At 66.2% G+C, this 17,416-nt stretch carries 18 protein-coding genes; 3 read left to right on the forward strand and 15 right to left on the reverse strand.

Features of this window, described 5'->3' with window-relative positions:
- The first annotated feature begins 274 nt into the window (after window positions 1-274).
- The 3 genes from phoU to ACP59X_RS03160 all read left to right on the forward strand — a co-directional run bounded on the left by phoU (window position 275) and on the right by ACP59X_RS03160 (window position 2,575).
- On the forward strand, window positions 275-928 hold the full coding sequence (gene phoU, locus ACP59X_RS03150) for a phosphate signaling complex protein PhoU (RefSeq protein ID WP_428564961.1): 654 nt from the start codon (window positions 275-277) through the stop codon (window positions 926-928).
- Window positions 929-1,062: 134 nt separating this feature from the next.
- Complete coding sequence (locus tag ACP59X_RS03155) at window positions 1,063-2,118, forward strand: ComEC/Rec2 family competence protein (protein WP_428564964.1); 1,056 nt, start codon at window positions 1,063-1,065, stop codon at window positions 2,116-2,118.
- Window positions 2,119-2,161: 43 nt separating this feature from the next.
- The gene (locus ACP59X_RS03160; protein ID WP_428564967.1) at window positions 2,162-2,575 is read left to right on the forward strand and encodes a response regulator; all 414 of its coding nucleotides are present in this window, start codon (window positions 2,162-2,164) and stop codon (window positions 2,573-2,575) included.
- On the opposite strand, the gene ACP59X_RS03165 is transcribed toward ACP59X_RS03160, so the two are convergent.
- From ACP59X_RS03165 to ACP59X_RS03235, 15 genes are all read right to left on the reverse strand, one after another.
- The gene (locus tag ACP59X_RS03165) at window positions 2,550-3,650 is read right to left on the reverse strand and encodes a response regulator (protein ID WP_428564970.1); all 1,101 of its coding nucleotides are present in this window, start codon (window positions 3,648-3,650) and stop codon (window positions 2,550-2,552) included. The two genes, ACP59X_RS03160 and ACP59X_RS03165, sit on opposite strands and share 26 nt — an antisense overlap.
- 54 nt (window positions 3,651-3,704) lie before the next feature.
- On the reverse strand, window positions 3,705-4,316 hold the full coding sequence (locus tag ACP59X_RS03170) for a LysE family translocator (protein WP_428564973.1): 612 nt from the start codon (window positions 4,314-4,316) through the stop codon (window positions 3,705-3,707).
- A gap of 142 nt (window positions 4,317-4,458) precedes the next feature.
- Window positions 4,459-5,229, reverse strand: a complete 771-nt coding sequence (gene trpA / locus ACP59X_RS03175) for a tryptophan synthase subunit alpha (protein WP_428564976.1) — start codon at window positions 5,227-5,229, stop codon at window positions 4,459-4,461.
- Entirely contained in the window at window positions 5,226-6,410 is a 1,185-nt protein-coding gene (gene trpB, locus ACP59X_RS03180; protein ID WP_428564979.1) for a tryptophan synthase subunit beta, read from the reverse strand. Before trpB ends, trpA begins: the two co-directional genes overlap by 4 nt.
- A 239-nt stretch (window positions 6,411-6,649) precedes the next feature.
- On the reverse strand, window positions 6,650-7,273 hold the full coding sequence (locus tag ACP59X_RS03185) for a phosphoribosylanthranilate isomerase (protein ID WP_428564982.1): 624 nt from the start codon (window positions 7,271-7,273) through the stop codon (window positions 6,650-6,652).
- 1 nt (window position 7,274) lies between these two features.
- On the reverse strand, window positions 7,275-8,045 hold the full coding sequence (locus ACP59X_RS03190; RefSeq protein WP_428564984.1) for an indole-3-glycerol-phosphate synthase: 771 nt from the start codon (window positions 8,043-8,045) through the stop codon (window positions 7,275-7,277).
- Entirely contained in the window at window positions 8,038-9,048 is a 1,011-nt protein-coding gene (gene trpD, locus ACP59X_RS03195; RefSeq protein WP_428564986.1) for an anthranilate phosphoribosyltransferase, read from the reverse strand. Before trpD ends, ACP59X_RS03190 begins: the two co-directional genes overlap by 8 nt.
- A gap of 27 nt (window positions 9,049-9,075) precedes the next feature.
- Window positions 9,076-9,465: a HEPN domain-containing protein gene (locus ACP59X_RS03200; protein ID WP_428564988.1), complete on the reverse strand. Its 390-nt coding sequence runs from the start codon at window positions 9,463-9,465 to the stop codon at window positions 9,076-9,078.
- Between the two features lie 6 nt (window positions 9,466-9,471).
- Window positions 9,472-10,044 carry an anthranilate synthase component II gene (locus ACP59X_RS03205; RefSeq protein WP_428564990.1) on the reverse strand — a complete coding sequence of 191 codons (573 nt, stop codon included), beginning with the start codon at window positions 10,042-10,044 and terminating at the stop codon, window positions 9,472-9,474.
- Window positions 10,028-11,446, reverse strand: coding sequence for an anthranilate synthase component I family protein (locus ACP59X_RS03210; RefSeq protein ID WP_428564992.1), 1,419 nt, complete (start codon window positions 11,444-11,446; stop codon window positions 10,028-10,030). Before ACP59X_RS03210 ends, ACP59X_RS03205 begins: the two co-directional genes overlap by 17 nt.
- Window positions 11,443-12,348, reverse strand: a complete 906-nt coding sequence (locus ACP59X_RS03215; protein WP_428564994.1) for a prephenate dehydrogenase/arogenate dehydrogenase family protein — start codon at window positions 12,346-12,348, stop codon at window positions 11,443-11,445. The genes ACP59X_RS03210 and ACP59X_RS03215 overlap by 4 nt, the downstream gene beginning before the upstream one ends.
- A 99-nt stretch (window positions 12,349-12,447) precedes the next feature.
- Complete coding sequence (gene aroA / locus ACP59X_RS03220; protein ID WP_428564996.1) at window positions 12,448-13,767, reverse strand: 3-phosphoshikimate 1-carboxyvinyltransferase; 1,320 nt, start codon at window positions 13,765-13,767, stop codon at window positions 12,448-12,450.
- Window positions 13,768-13,828: 61 nt separating this feature from the next.
- A complete protein-coding gene (gene pheA / locus ACP59X_RS03225) occupies window positions 13,829-14,986 on the reverse strand; it encodes a prephenate dehydratase (protein ID WP_428564998.1) in 1,158 nt (385 codons plus the stop codon).
- Between the two features lies 1 nt (window position 14,987).
- Window positions 14,988-15,962 (reverse strand): 3-dehydroquinate synthase II family protein, encoded by a 975-nt coding sequence (locus ACP59X_RS03230; protein ID WP_428565000.1) that lies wholly within the window; start codon window positions 15,960-15,962, stop codon window positions 14,988-14,990.
- Window positions 15,963-15,964: 2 nt separating this feature from the next.
- A complete protein-coding gene (locus ACP59X_RS03235; protein WP_428565002.1) occupies window positions 15,965-16,762 on the reverse strand; it encodes a 2-amino-3,7-dideoxy-D-threo-hept-6-ulosonate synthase in 798 nt (265 codons plus the stop codon).
- Window positions 16,763-17,416: the final 654 nt, after the last annotated feature.

Genomic DNA, 17,416 nt, shown 5'->3' on the forward strand with positions numbered 1-17,416 from the left:
GGACGGCGGGAAATGCAAGCGGTCACGGAAAAGTGCCTTGGTATCGTCGGGGAAAGCCTGGGAGCGAACCGGCCGGCCGCGCGGGGAGGGACTCGCCCGGGGGAAGGGCGTGTGCGCACGTGACGGAACCGGCCGGCCGCGCGGGGGAGGGGCGGATACCGCAACGGCGCAAGCGCCGGCCGTGTGACAATTTGGCGCGGCACTTGCCAGAGGTGTTGCCGTTGGATACGTTTTGGCGGCATAATCACAAGCCTGCCACTTTCGGGAGAGCGACGTGGAACGGATCATCGAGGCCGACCTGGCCAAATTGAAGACGGACATGCTCACGGTCTTTCACATGGCCCAGGCCGGGGTGGAAAAGGCCCTGCGGGCCGTGTTCGCGCGCGACGCCGCGGCCGCCCGGGCGGTGATCGCCTCGGACGCGGCCATCGACGGCCTGGAATGCACCCTGGATGCCGAGATCCTGCGCCTGCTCGCCCTGCACCAGCCCGTGGCCGGCGACCTGCGCTACATCCTCGGCTGCATGCGGGCCGTGGGTGACATCGAACGCATCGGCGACCAGGCCGTGGGCATCGCCCACCGGGCGTTGCTGCTGGAACGCGAAGCCGTGCCCCCGCCGGGGAGCCTCGAGGAACTGGCCGAGGCCACCCGGGCCTTCCTGGTGCGCACCGCCACCTGCTTCGCCGAACTCGACCTGGATATCGCCCGGCGCGTGTGCGAGGAGTCCGAGGACATCCTGGAGCTCAACGTCGGCATCCTCAAGGAAATGACGCAGTACATGCGCGACGCGGCCCGGCCGATGGAGCGGGCGGTGCAGATCTGCTTCATCGCCCACGGCCTCAAGCGCGTGTGCGACCAGTGCACCAACATCGCCGAGTCCGTGGTCTTCATCCGCGAGGGCGCCTGCAGCCGGCACCGCTGCGACTAGATGCTGGTGGGGTGTTATTTCAACGAGGATACTTATGCAAAGGTGTTTGTATGGGGATATGGAGTGTTGACTCTATTCGGGACGTAACTAGTCTTGCAGGAATTGAGCACGAGGGTCAAAGGAATCTAATCCGTTTGGTTTGCTATCATGAAGATGATAGTAAAAATTTTGGCGTAAGGTATGTTTTGTCTGGGAACGTTGAAGAAGTGAATGAGTTGTTTGGGCGCTCTTATGAAATTAGCCCAGAGGACTTTAATACAGCAGAGAGCGAAAATGGTTCAAGGCTGATTGATTTTCCAGGCAATTTTGAAAGGGCGAACGCCATTGAGCAAACCATGCAGCGAGTGTGGCAAGAAAATGTTCAAACTGCGCTTGGGCGAGCAATTCTTACCGCAGAGAGGGATGTAGCTCCATTTGAGCTAGATGGTGGGGTTTGCTGGGCGAAAATCCACACTTTCAATGTTGGTCAAGGTGACACGATTGTTGTTGAGTTTCCTGGTAATGTTGTCTGGTTAGTTGACGCTAGGCTTCGTGGAGATGTGCGAGTTTTTTTTGAGAATTGGATGAATGAGAATTTTGGAGATGATGTTGTTGTAGATAAACTCATTGTTTCACATATGCATTATGATCATATCATGTCGGTTCCTTATGTGGTCAAGCGATTTAATGTAAGTGAAGTTCTTGTTCCAAACTCACTCCATCATAAAACTGCATCCGCTTGTAGGGTGTTGTCTACTGCGGGAGAGAAATTAAGAGTCGTTGAGGATGTTGTTCTTTGTCGATTCGGAGAAGTAGAAGCGCTAATTATTCCAACTATTTCAGTCAGATGTGTTGCTGATGCGATTCGAGGTAGTCGAGATCCAAATGATCATGCGCTTGTGTTAGTAGTGCGATCTTCTGGCGCAGTTGCATTTTTAGCTGGTGATGTTAGAGGTGATTATTGTTTTGATATATTGCGGAATAACTCTATTGGAAGGCTAATTGACTTCTATAAAGTAAGTCATCATGGCAGCTCTACTGGGTATGATAATGGCCTGTATACTAACTATTCTTTTGGTTTTTCCATGATATCATGCGGAAGAACCAATAGATATGGGCATCCTCACCGGCTAATCCTTAATAGTTTACCTAGTAATCATCAGGTTACATATAATATGCCACGCGAGTATGACACGTTTAATTTTATCTGAGGAAATGCTATTTAGAGAATTTTTCTGGTGAAGGTGGTGGACCATGGCCGTTTCATCCCCCCTGTCCATCCTCGTCGTCGACGACCAGTTGCCCATGCGCAAGACCGTGGTCTACATCCTGCGCCAGCTCGGCTATCGCAACGTCACCGCCGCCGAAGACGGCGACATCGCCTGGAACATCATCAACACTTCGCCGGTGGACCTGGTGCTTTTGGACTGGAACATGCCGCGCATGTCCGGGATTTCGCTTTTGCGGCGCATCCGGGCCAGCGACGCCTACGCCAAGCTCCCGGTGGTCATGCTCACGGCCGAGGCCAACGAGGAACACGTCATCGCCGCGGTCCAGGCCGGGGTGACCAACTATGTGGTCAAGCCCTTCTCGCCGGGCGTGCTGGGCAAGAAAATCCAGGAGGCCCTGGGCAAGCGGGCCCTCAGGGAGCCGGCAGGCAAACCGTGACCCGCGTTCCGGCCACGTCGTCGGTTTCCATGTCGATGCCCCCGCCGTGGGCCAGGGCGATGAGCTTGGCCGAATAGGTGCCAAGCCCCGTGCCCCTGGGCTTGCCGGCGGTGGCGTATTTCTCGAAGAACCGCTTCCGCACGCACTCGGGCACGGCGCCCTTGTTGGCGATGACGATGCGGGCCGTGCCGCCGTCGCGGCCGGCCTCCACGGTCACCGCCTCCCCGTCCGGCGAGGCCTCCACGGCGTTGGCGATGAGGTTGGCCAGCATGGAATAGCACAGCAGTTCCTCGCCGCGGGCCAGCAGCATCGCCTCGGGCGGGGCCGGCCGGCCGTCCAGGTGGACGGACAGCTTCAGGCCGCGGCTGGCGGCCGCCTCGGCATGGACGCTGACAATCTTGCGGATGATGGGCATGAGGTCCACGTCGGCCGGTTCGAGCGTAAACTGGCCGCGTTCCATTTTAAACAGCGCCGTGGACAGGTTGACCATGGACAGCACCATGTAGCCGGCGTCCTCGATGAGCGCGAGCATGTCGCGCTGGTCGTCGTCGAGGTTTTCCGCCAGGCGCAGGACCTGGGGCAGGCTGATGATGGTGGTCAGCGGCGACTTGAGGTCGTGGCGCATGATGCGCTCCACGTCCTCCTTGAGCCGGGCGTTTTCCAGGGTGACCCGCACCAGCTCCTTTTGGGCCGCCGCCATCCGGTACTGTTCCAGGGCGGCGTCCAGGGACAGGGACAGGGTCGGAATGGGGCAGGGCTTGGTCAGGAACCGGAAGATGTGGCCTTCGTTGACCGCGGCCATGGCCGCCGACAGGTCGGCGTGGCCCGTGAGCATGACGGGCACGATGTCCGGGCACAGGGCCTTGGCCTTTTTGAGAAACGTCACGCCGTCCATGCCCGGCATGCGCAGGTCGGAAACCACCACGGCAAAAGGCCCCTGTTGCGCGAGCGCGGCAAGGCCCGCTTCGGGGCCTGCGGCCGTCGCCATGTCGAAACAGCGGCACAACCCGCGCCGCAACGAGTCGAGCACGGCCGGTTCGTCGTCGACGAACAATATCTTGGCGCAATGGGGCATGGCGGCCTTCCGGTTTGTCCAGCCATACCCCAAATGCCCCGGGGCAACCAGCGTTTATCGAGCCAGGAAGCAGGCGGCGCAACACCAAAGCGTCACGGCCAAGGCCCGGAAAACCCGCCTGGCCGCGCGCGGCGTCCCCAGCGCCCCGGCCAGAAAGGCGCCGAACCGGGCGTAGGCCAGCATGCCGCCGCCGGCCAGCAGCAAAATGGGCGCGGCCAAAAGGGCCACCTCGGGCAGCTCCGGCATGCCGCTGGCGGCAAAGGGGGGCAACAGCGCCGCGAGAAACCCCCAGGCCTTGGGGTTGACCGCGGCCACCCCCGCCCCCTGGGCGGCCAGGGCCAGGGCCGAAGGGCGTTGGGCCGGGCCGTCGGCGGCGACGTCCCGGGCCGAGGCCCGCCACAGGCCAAGCCCCAGCCAGGCGACATACCCCGCGCCGGCGGCACCGGCCGCGCGCAACAGCCACGGGGTGGCGGACAGCAGGGACAGCCCGTAGAGGGCGATGAGGATTTGCAGCACCGTGGCGCAGACGTTGCCAAGGGCCACGAAGGCCACCGGCCGGCAGCCGTGGCGCATGCCGAGCGTCAGGGCTTGGAGCATGGCCGGCCCGGGGGTCAGCATGCTGGCGGTGAGCGTCACGAGGTAAACGGCGTAGGTCGGGGTGTGCATGGCGGTTTCCCGCGACAGGGGAGGGCCTCCCGGCCGGGTCGCATGCCGGCCGGGAGCCCGAAGGCCCGGTCGGCACCGGGTCGCGTCCCGCCGTGTGATCGCGGGATGCGGCCGGGCCGAGGGGCCGCCCGTATCGGAAGGGTCAGCCGCGCCAGCGTTCCATGAAGGAGGCGGCCGTGCCGCCGTCCTCGATATGGGCGATCAGCGCCGAGCCGAAGACCACGGCGTCGACGAGGTCGCCGAAGGCGGTCAGCTGCTCGGGGGATTTGATGCCAAATCCCAGGGCCACGGGCACGCCGAAGAGGCGGCGCACGACCTTGAGCCGCTCGACGATCTCGGCCGGCAGCGTTTCGCGCATGCCGGTGGTGCCGAGCACGGACACGAAGTAGACGAAGCCTCGGGCGTTTTTGGCGTAGGCGGCCAGGCGCTCCTCGGAGGTGTTGAGCCCGACCAGGGGAATGAGGTCCAGGCCGTGTGTCCCTAGGGCCTCGGCCATGGGGCCGGCTTCCTCCAGGGGCAGGTCGGGCACGATGAAGCCCGCCACCCCGGCCTCGGCCGCGTCGGCGGCAAGCGCCTCCAGGCCGTACTGGAGAAAGGGGTTGTAGTAGCCCATGAGCACGAGCCCGGCCTTGTAGCGGCCCTTGCGGCGCGAAAGCTCGCCCAGAAGCCAGGACAGGCAGGTGCCGTTGAGAAGGCACGACAGCGAGGCCCGCTCCACCACCGGGCCGTCGGCCACGGGATCGGAAAAGGGCACGCCAATTTCGATAATGTCCGCGCCGCCGGCATCGAGGGCGTCGAGTTCGTCGAAAAACCGGTCCTTGTCCGGGAAGCCGCCCGGGAGAAACGGAATGAGCGCCTTGCGGCCGGCCGCCAGCGCCTCCATGACGCGCGTGGTCAGGATGGACGGATTCATGCGCTGGCCCCTCCCTTGCGCTCGTAGGCTTCGATGATGCCCAGGTCCTTGTCGCCCCGGCCGGACAGGCAGACCACCACCTGTGCCCCCTTGGGGATCTCGCTTGCGTGGGCGAGCACCCAGGCCACGGCGTGGCAGCTTTCCAGCGCCGGGATGATGCCCTCGCGGCGGCACAGGGCCTCGAAGGCGGCCAGCGCCTGGCTGTCCACGGCGATGTCGTAGCGCACCCGGCCGGTGGCGCCCAGGTGGGCGTGTTCCGGGCCGACGCCGGGATAGTCGAGGCCGGCCGAGACCGAATGGGACGGCTCGATCTGGCCTTCCCGGGTTTGCAACAGCATGGTGCGCATGCCGTGGAGCACGCCCGGTGTGCCGAGGCTGATGGGGGCCGAGTGGTAGCAGCCGGGCTCGCCCGTGCCGCCGGCCTCCACGCCGATGAGTTTCACTTTTTCGTCGGGCACGAAGTGGTGGAACATGCCGATGGCGTTGGACCCGCCGCCCACGCAAGCCACGACGTAGTCCGGTAGCCGGCCCATCTTGTCCAGGCACTGGGTCCGGGCCTCGCGGGAAATGACGGCCTGGAACTCGCGCACCAGCAGCGGAAAGGGATGAGGGCCGGCGGCCGTGCCGAAGCAGTAGTGGGTGGTGCGCTGCTCGGCGATCCAGTAGCGCAGCGCCGCGTTGATGGCATCCTTGAGCGTTTTGGTGCCGGACTGGACGGGCACGACCTCGGCGCCGAGCAGCTTCATGCGCTTGACGTTGTGGGATTGGCGCTCGACGTCCTCGGCGCCCATGTAGACGACGCAGCCAAGGCCGAGCATGGCCGCGGCCGTGGCCGTGGCCACGCCGTGCTGGCCTGCGCCGGTCTCGGCTAAAAGCACGGACTTGCCCATGTGCTTGGTGAGAAGCCCCTGGCCCATGGTGTTGTTGATCTTGTGGGCGCCGGTATGGTTCAAGTCCTCGCGCTTGAGCCACAGGTCGAAGCCCAGTTCCTTGGACAGGTTCGGGCAGCGATACAGCGGCGAGGGCCGGCCGACGTAATCGGCCAGCAGCGCGTTGAGTTCGTTTTGGAACGGGGCGCTCGGCACGATGGTGCGCATGGCCTCTTCGAGTTCGAGTAGCGGCGGCATGAGCAGCTCGGGCACGAACTGCCCGCCGAAGTCGCCGTAATAACCTTTTTTCATGGGATGTTGCCTCCGGCGGTCGGGGAAACCTTTTTTGAAAAAAAGGTTTCCCCGGACCCCTTCCAAAAAACTTTCAAGTGCTTCGCGACGTGCGCGGGATTCCTCCGGAAACCCTTTCCGTTGGGGCGTGATCCGGCGGCGACGCGTCGCCGCCGGATCGCGCCCCAACCGGCGAGGGGGTCCGGGGGGCATCATGCCCCCGGCGGGGTTCGGGGCGGCGCCCCGATCTTCCTCTTCTCCTATCCACCCTTCACGGCCCAAAGGGACCTCCGGACTTTGGCTAGGTCCTTGAGCCCCGGGGAGGACTCGACGCCGGAGTTGAGGTCCAGGCCGTGGGGCTTGGCCTGGGCGAGGGCCTCGGCCACGTTGTGGGGACCGAGGCCGCCGGCCAGAAGCCAGGGCACGGGCGGGGAAAAATCGGCCAGGGGCGCAAAGGGCAGCGACACGCCGTGGCCGCCGCCGGAGGTGCCGGCGTCGAGCAGGGCGTAGCGGATCGCGCCGGCAAAGCGTGCCACTTCGGCGGCAAGCGCGGCAAGGTCCGGGTGCTTTTTGGGCCAGAAGGCGCGGATGACACGATCCGGTCCCAAGGCGCGGCAGAAGGCTTCGTCCTGGCTGCCGTGGAGCTGGGCGAAATCCAGGTCGGCCGTCTCCATGATGGCCAGCACTGCGTCCAGGGGCTGCTCGACGAAGACGCCCACCCGTTTGGCGGCCGTGCGCGGCAGGGCGGCGGCCTGCTTGGGCGTCACGCAACGCGGGCTTTTGGCGGCGAAGATGAACCCGAGCAGGTCGGCCCCGGCCTCGGTGCAACCGAGGACGTCCTCGGGGCGGGTCATGCCGCAGATTTTGACCAGTATGTCGGCCATGTCAGTCCGCCTTTCCGGTCAACCGGGCCAGGGCGGCGCCGGGGTCGGCCCCGTCCATGAGCGAGGTGCCGACCAGCACGGCGTCGTAGCCGAGGCTGGCCATTTCCAGGACGTCCGAGCGCGCGGCGATGCCGCTGGCGGCGATCCAGATGCGGCCGGGGCGTTTATGGGCGGCCAGGCGCCGGGCCACGCCGAGGTCCGTGGTCAGCGTGTCCAGGTCGCGGCTGTTGACCTGGATGATGCGCGCCCCGGCCGATTCGGCCCGGCGCAGGTCGTCCTCGCCGAAGACCTCGACCACGGCTTCGAGGCCGGCGTCGTAGGTCAGGCGCAGCATCTCGGCCAGTTCGTCGTCGGTGAGCATGCGCACGATGAGCAGCAGCGCCGAGGCCTTGGTGGCGGCGGTCTCCACCACCTGGAGGGGATGGAGCAGGAAGTCCTTGCGCAGCATGGGCAGGCCCACGCCGCTTATGGCTTCCAGATAGTAGAGGGAGCCCTTGAAGTAGGTCTCCTCGGTGAGCACCGAGATGGCCGCCGCGCCCGAGGTGGCGTACATGGCCGCGACTGCTTCCGGGGCCAGGCCCAGGTTGATGTCCCCTTTGGACGGCGAGGCCCGCTTGTACTCGGCGATGACCGCGCCGGGCGCGGCGGCGAGCAGGGCGTCGGAGAAGGGCGGCCGCGGCCCGGCGTAGGGCAGGGGCAGCTTCTCGGCCGCCTCGAGCTCCTTGAGGCGTTTGATGGCCAGGGCCTGGGCGGCCCGGAACTTCTCAAGCATGGAGGGTGTCCTTGAAGCATTTCGCGGCCACGCCCGAAGCGATGGCGTCGCGGGCCTTGTCCACGCCCTGTTTGAGGGACAGGCCCTCTTCGAGCAGGTGCAGGGCGCAGCCGAGGTTGAGCGCGACCATGTCCAGCATGGCCTGGTTGCCGGTGCCGGCCAGGACGTCGCGCAGCACGGCCACGGCTTCGTCGCGGCCGGAGACCACGACCTCGGCCGGCTTGTGCGGGGGGATGCCCAGGCTTTCGGGGTCGATGCGGTCGTTTTTGAGCCAGCCGTCGCGCAGCCAGCAGACGTCGGCCGGGCCGAAGGGTGTGAGTTCGTCGAAACCGCCGGCACCGTGGATGACCGCGCCGCAGGGCAGGCCGGTGAGCGCCAGGACTTCGGCCATCAGCCGCACGTGGCGCGAGGTGGGCACGCCCAGCAGCTGATGGGTGGGCCGGGCGGGGTTTAAAAGCGGCCCCATCAGGTTAAAAAGCGAGCGCACGCCCAGTTCCTTGCGGATGGGGCCGATGCGTTTGAAGGCCGGGTGGTAGTTGGGGGCGAAGAGAAAGACGAAATGGTGCTTGGCCAGTTCGGCGGCGGCCTGATCGGGCTCGACGACGAGCGGGAAGCCCAGGGCCTCGACGGCGTCGGCGCTGCCGCAGGAGCTGGAGACGGCCCGGTTGCCGTGCTTGACCACGTCGTGCCCCATGGCGGCGAGGTACAGCGCCACGGCGGTGGAGCAGTTAAACGAGCAGGTGTTGTCGCCGCCGGTGCCGCAGGTGTCGATGCGCGCGCCGGAAAGGCCCGTGACGAGGCGGGCTTCCTCCAGGGCGGTGGTCACGCCGGCGGCGATTTCCACGGCGCATTCGCCCTTGGTCTTAAGGCCCATGAGGAAGGCGCCGACGCAGGAAGCGGGCATTTCCCCGGTGTACATGGCCCGGAAGGCGTAGGTGGCCAGTTCCTTGGGCAGGTCCTTGCCGATGGCGAGAAGCTCCAGGCATTCGACATGTTTTTCCACGGTGAAACTCCTTTCGTGCGTGGGCGGTTAGCGCGGGAAATCGGCCAGTTCCTCGCGGGCCATGTTCATGAACGCCCTGGCCCGGTCGATCTGTTCGGCGACGGCTTCGGCGGTGAAGCAGAAGTTGGTTTCGAAGTCGGCGCGGTTGCGCAGTTCCTCGGCCTCGACGAGCCAGCGGTGGAAGACCGGCGGCAGGACATGGGTGAAGGCGAAGCGCTGGCCGAAGGCGTCGACCACGGCGTCGGGGTCGTGGACGTCGATCTTGACGGTCAAAAGGAACGCCTCGGCCACGTAGTGCATGATGAAGTAGGCCCGGCTGATGGCGCAGTCAAAAAGGCCCTCCGAGGCCAGCAGGCGGGCGGCGCGCAGGCTCTCCTTGGCTTTTTCGAGCAGGGCGGGGACGGTATTCACGCGCATGGGTCCTTACAGGATTTTATCGGGGAAATTGGCGATCAGCTTCATGCCGTCAGGCGTGAAGACCGATTCCGGGTGAAACTGCACGCCGACCCAAGGCCGGTCGCGGTAGCGCAGGCCCATGACCTCGTTTAGCTCGGTCCAGGCCGTGATTTCGAGCTTCTCTGGGGCCTTGGCCGCCAGCACCAGCAGCGAATGGTAGCGGCAGACCTCGAAGGGGTTGGGCAGGCCGTCGAAAAGCCCGGCCTCGCGGTGGTACACGTCGGAAGTCTTGCCGTGCATGATGCGGTCGGCCACGACCACCGGCGCGCCGGCGAAATGCCCCAAAATTTGATGGCCCAGGCAAATGCCGAAGACCGGCGTGTCCTTGGGCAGATGCTCCAAAAATTGGAGACACAGCCCGGCCTTGACCGGGTTGCTCGGGCCGGGCGAGATGCAGACCTTCTCCAGCTTGCCCGAGGCGGCCAGCTCCAGAATCTCCGGGTCGTCGTTTTTTTTCACCACCGGGTCGTGGCCGAGCTGCTGGAACGCCTGCACCACGTTGAAGGTGAAGGAATCGAAGTTATCAATAAGTAAAAACATCGCCGTCCTCCTTGGCCGCCAGCACCTCGGCGATCACCCGGGCCTTGTTTTGGCACTCCATCCATTCCTTGGCCGGATCGGAATCGTAGACGATCCCCGCCCCGGCCTGCCAGGTGACCATGCCGTCGCGAATCCACAGGCTGCGGATGGTGATGCCCATATCCAGGTTCACATGGCCTTCGTCCAGGCCGATCCAGCCGATGCAGCCGGCATAGGGGCCGCGCGGCAACCGCTCTTCCAGGTCGGCGATCATCTCCATGGCCCGCACCTTGGGCGCGCCGGAGAGCGTGCCGGCCGGGAAGGCGCATTGCAGCACGTCCAGGGCGTCCAGGCCGGCCTTGAGCCTGGCCGTCACGTAGGAAACGATGTGCATGACGTGGGAAAAGCGCTCCACGGCCATGAATTTCTCGACATTGACCGTGCCCGGCCCGGCCATGCGGCCGAGGTCGTTGCGGCCGAGGTCGACGAGCATGACGTGCTCGGCCCGCTCCTTGGGGTCGGCCAGCAGTTCCTCGGCCAGGCGGTCGTCGTGCTCGGCCGTCTTGCCGCGCGGCCGCGTGCCGGCGATGGGGCAGGTCGTGAGCTCGCCGTCGCGGCAGCGGATGAGCAGTTCCGGCGAGGAGCCCAAAAGCGTGACGCGCGGCAGGCGCATGAAGAACATGTAGGGCGAGGGGTTGACCTGGCGCAGCCGCCGGTAGACCACGAAGGGGTTGCCGGAAAAGGGCGCGCTGAACTGGGTGGACAGCACCGTCTGGATGCACTCGCCGGCCCGGATCATGTCCTTGCAGGCGGCCACGGCGTCCATGTAGCCCTCGGCGTCGGGGCGGTTGACCACCTTGCCGATCTCGGGGCGCTCCATGGGCGCGAAGATGTTGGCGTACTCGATCTTGGCCTTCTTGCCCTCGTCCAGCGACAGGTGGAGGCAGCGGTGCTTGACGTGGTCAAAAAGCACCACCCGGCCGGGCAGCACCAGGCAGAACTCGGCCTCCTCGGGCGGCAGCACCTTGGCCAGCTTGGGCTCGAAGATGCCGGCCAGGCCGTAGCCGAAATAGCCCACCAGCGAGCGGGTGATCGGCGGCACGTCGGCGAAGCCCTCGGGCGGCAGGACCTTGAGGTCGGCCAGGAGGCCGCGCATGCCCTCCATGAAGCCCTGGCCGGTGTAGCGCTCCAGGGCGTTCAAACGGGCGTCGCGGGAGCTGACGTCGAGCTTGCCGTCCCTAAGGCGCAGGCGCAGCCGGAAATCCCAGGCGATGAGGCTGTAGCGGCCAAGCCTGCCGTCCACCTCGGCGCTTTCCAGAAGGATGCCGGGCCGCTCGCCCACAAGCCCCAGAAAGAGGCTGATGGGCGTCTGGACGTCGGCCGGCAGCCACGTCCCTTCCTGCCGTAGCGAAATCGCGCTCATGGATTGTCCTTTTTTGCCGTCTCGGCGGTCCACCACGCCTCGGCGCGGCGAACGAGCAGGTCCACGTCGCCGCCCACGGCGAGATTGAGGAAACTGCGGAAATTGCGCACGGCCTCGTGGCTGTACGGATTGGCCTCGAAAAGGGCCGTGAAAAGCGCCGCATCCTTGGTGATGAGCTTTTCGGCCGCGGTCAGCCGCCGGGTAAACGACGGCGTCAGGTAGTTTTGGACCTCGCCGCCGGCGGACTGCGCCGCCAGGTAGGCCAGGGTGGTGATGAAATTGAGCCCCTGGACATAGGCGGCCGCCTTGTCGTGCTCCTCGGCGGTGGAGGCAAAGGGCGTAAATCCGATACGCGCGCACCAGGCGGCCACGGCTTCGGTCGCCCAGGCGTCCGCGCCGGGCCGGCCGTCCATGACGGCCACGCGCAGGGCGTCGTCGGGGCCTGGGGCCGGGCCGAACAGGGGATGGGTGCCGACGACCGGGCCGGCGTAATGAGCCGTCATGCCGGCGATGGGCAGGGTCTTGACCGAGCCGACGTCGGCCAGGATTTGCCGGCCGTCCATGCAGGGGGCGACCAGGGCGGCCACTTCGGCCGTGGCGTAGACGGGCACGGACACGAGCACCATGTCCGCGCCGGCGATGGCAGCGGCGAGCTTCTCCTCGGTCAGCGGCCGGTCCAGTTCCCGGACGTCGATGCCGGCCTCGCGGCATCGCGTCGCGATGATCTTGCCCATGCCTCCCCGCGCCCCGACCAAGGCCAGGGAGTTGATGGAGGCGAAAGCGGAATTCGGGGGAAGAACCCCCTTTTTGCAAAAAGGGGGTTCTTCCCCCGAGCCCCCTTCTCCCCCAAAAACTCCTTCCGGGGGGGGCAAGGTGTTCGCATTATTGTTCGTATGCGGCATAGCAACCTTTACTTGCGAGGATTCTATTTTACCCTGTCGAGGGGGTTCGGGGGGCATCATGCCCCCCGGCGGGGCCTGGGGCAGCGCCCCAGTCTTCACTCACTTTTCCATCGTTTCCCATTTCTCCCAGAAGGTCGGGAACGACTTGGCCACGCAGCCGGGGTTGTCGAGGACCACGTCGATGCCGGCCAGTTCGAACAGGGCGGCGGACATGGCCAGCCGATGGTCGCCGAAGGCGGAAAATTCCACGCGCTGGTCGGTGCGAAGGGGCTTTGGCTTGATGCGCAGGCCGTCGGGGAGCGTGGTGACGACGGCGCCGGCCTGGGTGCAGTTTTCGGCCACGGCCTCGATGCGGTCGGACTCCTTGAGGCGCAGGTGGGCGACGTTGCGGATGACCGTTTCGCCCGAGGCGAAGCAGGCGGCTACGGCCACGGTCGGCACCAGGTCCGGGCAGCGGATCATGTCCAGTTCGCAGCCGGTCAGCCCGCTCGGCAGCACGGTCACGCCCTCGGGCGAGACGTCGATGCGCGCGCCCATGGCGGCCAGGATGTCCAGCATGGCCCGGTCGCCCTGGAGGGAGTCGGGGCGCAGGCCGGTGACGGTCACGGGCGCGCGGCCCACGGCCCCGGCGGCCAGGAAATAGGAGGCGCTCGACCAGTCGCCTTCCACGGCGTGCTCCCGGGGGGTGTAGGCGGCCGGGCGCATGACGAACCGCGTGCCGCCCGGCACGACGTCGGTCAGCTTGCGCCAGTCGGCTTTTTTCCAACTGTCGCCGTGGCGGGTTTCCACGGCGAAGGGCACGCCGAAATCGTCGAGCACCGACAGGGTGATGGCGACGTAGGGCCAGGAAACGGTCTTTTGGCCGGAAATATGAATGGTCAGCGGCGCGGCGGCGAGCGGCGCGGCCAAAAGCAGGCCGGACAGGTACTGGGAGCTTTCCTCCAGGCTGATGGCGGTTTCGCCGCCGCAAAGGCCTTTCGTGGCGATGTGCAGGGGCGGGCAGCCGGATTTCTCCAGATAGAGGATCTCGACGCCAAGGGGCAGCAAGGCCCGGACGAGTTCGCCGATGGGCCGGTCGTGCATGCGGCCCTCGCCGCGCACGTCGAAAACGCCCCGGCCGGCGGCGGCCACGGCCACCAGCAGCCGGCAGGTGGTGCCGGATTCGCCCACGGCCAGGAGCGCGGCGTCGCCGAGTTCCGGGTCGCCGCCCTGGGGCCGGCCGGCCACCCCAGAGACGATCAGCGAGCCGTCGGACTGGGGATGGAACGCCGCGCCCATGGCCGCCATGCAGTCGCGGGTGCGGGCAATGTCGTGGCTGTCGAGCAGCCCGGTGACGCGGCTGGTTCCCTTGGCCAGGCTGGCGGCGATGACGGCCCGGTGGGAGAAGGATTTGGAGGGCGGCGCGGCGACGGTCGGCATGTCGGGTCCTTTGGTTCGGCTGGGCGGGCGCGGGGCGTTTCCCCGGCCCGCCCAGGCCAGGTTATTGGGGCGTGTCCACGTCGCCGTCGGCCAGGTCGATCTGGCGGCCGGCCGGGTAGCAGCCCAGGATGCGCAGGCTGTGGGTCTGTTCCGTAAGCGTCGCCAGGAGCTTGCGGTACTCCTCGCGCGTGAGGTCGCATTGCAGGTCGGCGAAAAAGAAGTACTGCCATTTCTCGCCGCGAATGGGGCGCGATTCGAGCTTGGTCAGGTTGATGCCTTCCCCGGCCAGGTGGGACAGCACCTGGTACAGGGCGCCCGGGCGGTTGGGCACGGTGAAGAGAATCGAGGTCTTCTCACGGGTCTGCTGCTTGGTGTCTTCCGGCCCGATGATGAAAAACCGGGTCCAGTTGTCGGGCAGGTCCTCGATGGGCGCGGCCAGGACGCGCAGGGCATGCATGGCGGCCAGGCGGGTGTGGCCGATGGCCGCGACGCGGGGGGTGCCTGCCACCAGGGCGGCGGCGGCGGCGGTGGAGTCGGTGGGGATGACCTTGGCCTTGGGCAGGTGGGCCTTGAGCCAGCCGGCGCATTGGGCCAGGGGCTGGGGATGGGAATAGACGGTGTCCACGTCGCCCAGGCCCGTTTCCGTGGACAGCAGGGCGTGGCTGACCCGGCAGGAGATCTCGGCCTGGATGAAGACGTCGTGGATCTGGAAGTTGTCGAGGCTTTGGCCGATGGTGCCCTGGAGGGAGTTTTCCAGGGGCACGATGCCGAGGTCGGCCCGCTTGCCGGCCACGGCGCCGAAGACGTCGGGGATGGTGGCCTGGGGCAGGAAGTCCGGGGAATGGCCCAGGGCGGCCATGGCCGCGAAGTGGGAAAACGTGCCTTCCGGGCCGAGGTAGGCCACGCGTTCGGGGCGCTGGAGCCGGCGCGAGGAGGAGAGTATCTCGCGGTAGATGGAGAGCAGATGGGCCGTGGGCAGGGGGCCGGGATTGGCGTCGGAGAGCCGGGCCAGCACTTCCCGCTCGCGGAAGGGCTTGAACACGGCGCTGTGGCGGCCGTCCTTCTTGCGCCCGACCTCGAGGCTCAGGGCCGCCCGGCGGTTGAGCAGCTTAAGGATCTGGTCGTCCAGGGCGTCGATGCCGTGGCGCAATCCCAGCAGCGCCTCTTCCAGGGACCCCGGGGCGATGGTGGCGTGATCGTCTTTCGTCTCCGGGGGCATCCTAGCCTTCCTTGATGTCTTCGGTGATGCGCATGCCGAAATGGCGGCCGGCCACGTCGGTGCGTACGAGCACCTGATCGCCGACCGTAAGCGTCACGACGCTGACCGGTTTGCCCTCGGGCGTGACCAGCCGGATGGTCTCGGCGTTTTGCAGGAAGATTTTCCCGGTAACGCCCGCGACCTCGGCGGTAATAAGCAGCATGGGCCGGATCTCGGTCTTGACCCGGCCGACCACGGCGGTCTTGGTGGCGCCGGTGTGGCCGACCACGAGTACCTCGCTGCCGGCGGCCAGTTCCTCCAGGTAGCGGGTCTTGTCCCCGGGCATCTGGCAGTAGGCGTGGACCGCGCCGGCGTTTACGCGAAAGGGCCTCGCGGCCACGTAGGGGTTGGACTCGGTTTCGGCGTTGACCAGGAAGGTAAAGGCCGAGGAGTTGCCGACGAGCATGCCTTCGCCGGTCTTGAGGATGCTGGTGGTGTCCACGCAGACCCGGTGGCCGAGGCCGGCGTGCTCGATGGCCGTGACGGTGGCCGGGGTCAGTTCCATGGTGCCCTGGGAGAGTTTCAGTTCATTGACGATGGTTTTGAGGTCGCACGCCGCCTCGGGGGTGACGAGCAGGCGGTCGGCGCCGCGCTCCAGCACGCCGGCGGCCAGGCGGGCCCGGTCGAGGCTCTCGCACTCGAGCCCCAGCCCCTCGGTGCAGGCCAGGATGTTCTCCACCGGGATGATCTCCCAGCCGGCGGCCAGAAAGACCGGCCGGCAGCCCTTCAGCGCCGCCACGGCCGTGCCCTCGTCGTCCTTGCAGCAGATGGGGAGCAGTTCGAACTCCTCGGGCGTCATGACCTTGGTGCGGCCCAGGGCCAGGATCTTGTCGGCGTCCCCGGGCTCGGCCACGAATCCGTCCACGCCGGATTCGAGGCCGAGGGTGACGAGCTTTTTGTCGAACGGGATCGCCTTGAGCCAGATTTCTTTTGACATGACTAGTCCTTGAGCAGTTCGAGGGCCTGGTCGACTTCCCAGTCGAGGTGCACGATGCCGTGCAACGCCTGGACGATGCGGGCGGGCTGGCGGTGCTGGAAGATGTTGCGGCCGATGGACAGGCCCGAGCCGCCGGCCTGGACCGAGTCGTGGGCCATTTGCAGCAGGTCGCGGTCGTTGTCCATTTTCGGGCCGCCGGCGATGACCACCGGGATGCAGCAGGCTTCGGTCACACGGGTGAAGGATTCGATGTCGCCGGTGTAGGGGACCTTGACCACGTCGGCGCCGATCTCGGTGCCGACCCGGGCGCAGTGGGCCACCACGTCGGGGTCGTACTCGTTTTGCACCTTGGGGCCGCGGGCGTAGACCATGGCCAGGACGGGCATGCCCCAGTCGGCGGCCCGGGAGGTGATCTCGCCCAGGTGGCTGAGCATGTCGCGCTCGGTTTCGTCGCCGAGGTTGATGTGCAGCGACACGCCGTCGGCGCCAAGTTTGATGGCGTCCTCGACCGTGGCCACGAGCGTCTTGGCGTTGGGGTAGGGGGACAGCGAGGTGGAGGCCGAAAGATGGATGATCAGGCCGACGTCGCGGCCGCGGCCGCGGTGGGAGCAGCGGGGCAGGCCCTTGTGCATGAGCACCGCGTTGGCGCCGCCCTCGGCCACCTGGTTGACGGCGTCGCGCATGTCGATGAGGCCGGCGATGGCGCCGACGGTGACGCCGTGGTCCATGGGGACGATGATGGCGCGGTGGGTGTTGCGGTTGAAGATGCGTTCGAGGCGGACGGCTTTCCCAAGCAGCATGACGGTCTCCTTGCGGTTTGGCCTCCCCGGAGCGGACGCCGACGTCGGGAAACAAAAAGGGCCGCCGGCGTGAAGCCCGCGGCCCTGGAGTGGCTCGTTGCGGTGATCTAATTCGACCGCACCCCTCCCTGACCACGGGCGTGGCTAAACCAGAACCAAAAATAAAAACCGGCGGTCAGGTTGGCGAGGGATTGCATGGCAGAAGAGCTACGCGGGCCGGCGGGAAGTTGTCAAGGGGTTTTTCGTGAGGGGGAGGCGGTGGCGCCCTCCGGCCGGCCGGGGGAACCGTCCGGGTAGGGATATGTCTGAAAAGTCACAAGGGGCGGGCGGTTGGGCGAGGAATCGGGGAAAAGGGGGAAAAGGGCTTGCACGGCGTGGTGGAGGCTGCTAGTGTGGGGGTTGCCACCAGTTTTTTTTACGTGCGACCGGTTCGTGGGTGAGGACCGGGAGGGGTGTTTTGCACGGCGTGGCGGGGGACGTGAAAAAAAGAACTTTCCCCTTGACGCGGCTTGCGGTGCTTGTTAAATCAGTCACAAGCTATCCGCTGGCAGGTCTTAAACGGTAGCGATACCGGGGCGTTGCCCGCCGAATGGGCGGGCCGGGGCGGAATTGGCCCCGCGGCCCCGGCGACTTGTTCTCGGTGTCGGCACCAAG

Source organism: Solidesulfovibrio sp. DCME (assembly GCF_049995385.1).
Classification (GTDB): Bacteria; Desulfobacterota; Desulfovibrionia; order Desulfovibrionales; family Desulfovibrionaceae; genus Solidesulfovibrio.

Excerpts from the sequence above, each read along its gene's own strand:
- ACP59X_RS03200 (WP_428564988.1), bottom strand. The coding sequence starts at position 9,465 with ATGCGCGTGAATACCGTCCCCGCCCTGCTCGAAAAAGCCAAGGAGAGC.
- ACP59X_RS03210 (WP_428564992.1), bottom strand. The coding sequence starts at position 11,446 with ATGAGCGCGATTTCGCTACGGCAGGAAGGGACGTGGCTGCCGGCCGAC.
- ACP59X_RS03230 (WP_428565000.1), bottom strand. The coding sequence starts at position 15,962 with ATGTCAAAAGAAATCTGGCTCAAGGCGATCCCGTTCGACAAAAAGCTC.
- aroA (WP_428564996.1), bottom strand. The coding sequence starts at position 13,767 with ATGCCGACCGTCGCCGCGCCGCCCTCCAAATCCTTCTCCCACCGGGCC.
- ACP59X_RS03235 (WP_428565002.1), bottom strand. The coding sequence starts at position 16,762 with ATGCTGCTTGGGAAAGCCGTCCGCCTCGAACGCATCTTCAACCGCAAC.
- ACP59X_RS03170 (WP_428564973.1), bottom strand. The coding sequence starts at position 4,316 with ATGCACACCCCGACCTACGCCGTTTACCTCGTGACGCTCACCGCCAGC.
- ACP59X_RS03190 (WP_428564984.1), bottom strand. The coding sequence starts at position 8,045 with ATGCTTGAGAAGTTCCGGGCCGCCCAGGCCCTGGCCATCAAACGCCTC.
- ACP59X_RS03215 (WP_428564994.1), bottom strand. The coding sequence starts at position 12,348 with ATGCCGCATACGAACAATAATGCGAACACCTTGCCCCCCCCGGAAGGA.
- ACP59X_RS03185 (WP_428564982.1), bottom strand. The coding sequence starts at position 7,273 with ATGGCCGACATACTGGTCAAAATCTGCGGCATGACCCGCCCCGAGGAC.
- trpB (WP_428564979.1), bottom strand. The coding sequence starts at position 6,410 with ATGAAAAAAGGTTATTACGGCGACTTCGGCGGGCAGTTCGTGCCCGAG.
- pheA (WP_428564998.1), bottom strand. The coding sequence starts at position 14,986 with ATGCCCCCGGAGACGAAAGACGATCACGCCACCATCGCCCCGGGGTCC.
- ACP59X_RS03160 (WP_428564967.1), top strand. The coding sequence starts at position 2,162 with ATGGCCGTTTCATCCCCCCTGTCCATCCTCGTCGTCGACGACCAGTTG.
- ACP59X_RS03205 (WP_428564990.1), bottom strand. The coding sequence starts at position 10,044 with ATGTTTTTACTTATTGATAACTTCGATTCCTTCACCTTCAACGTGGTG.
- ACP59X_RS03165 (WP_428564970.1), bottom strand. The coding sequence starts at position 3,650 with ATGCCCCATTGCGCCAAGATATTGTTCGTCGACGACGAACCGGCCGTG.
- trpA (WP_428564976.1), bottom strand. The coding sequence starts at position 5,229 with ATGAATCCGTCCATCCTGACCACGCGCGTCATGGAGGCGCTGGCGGCC.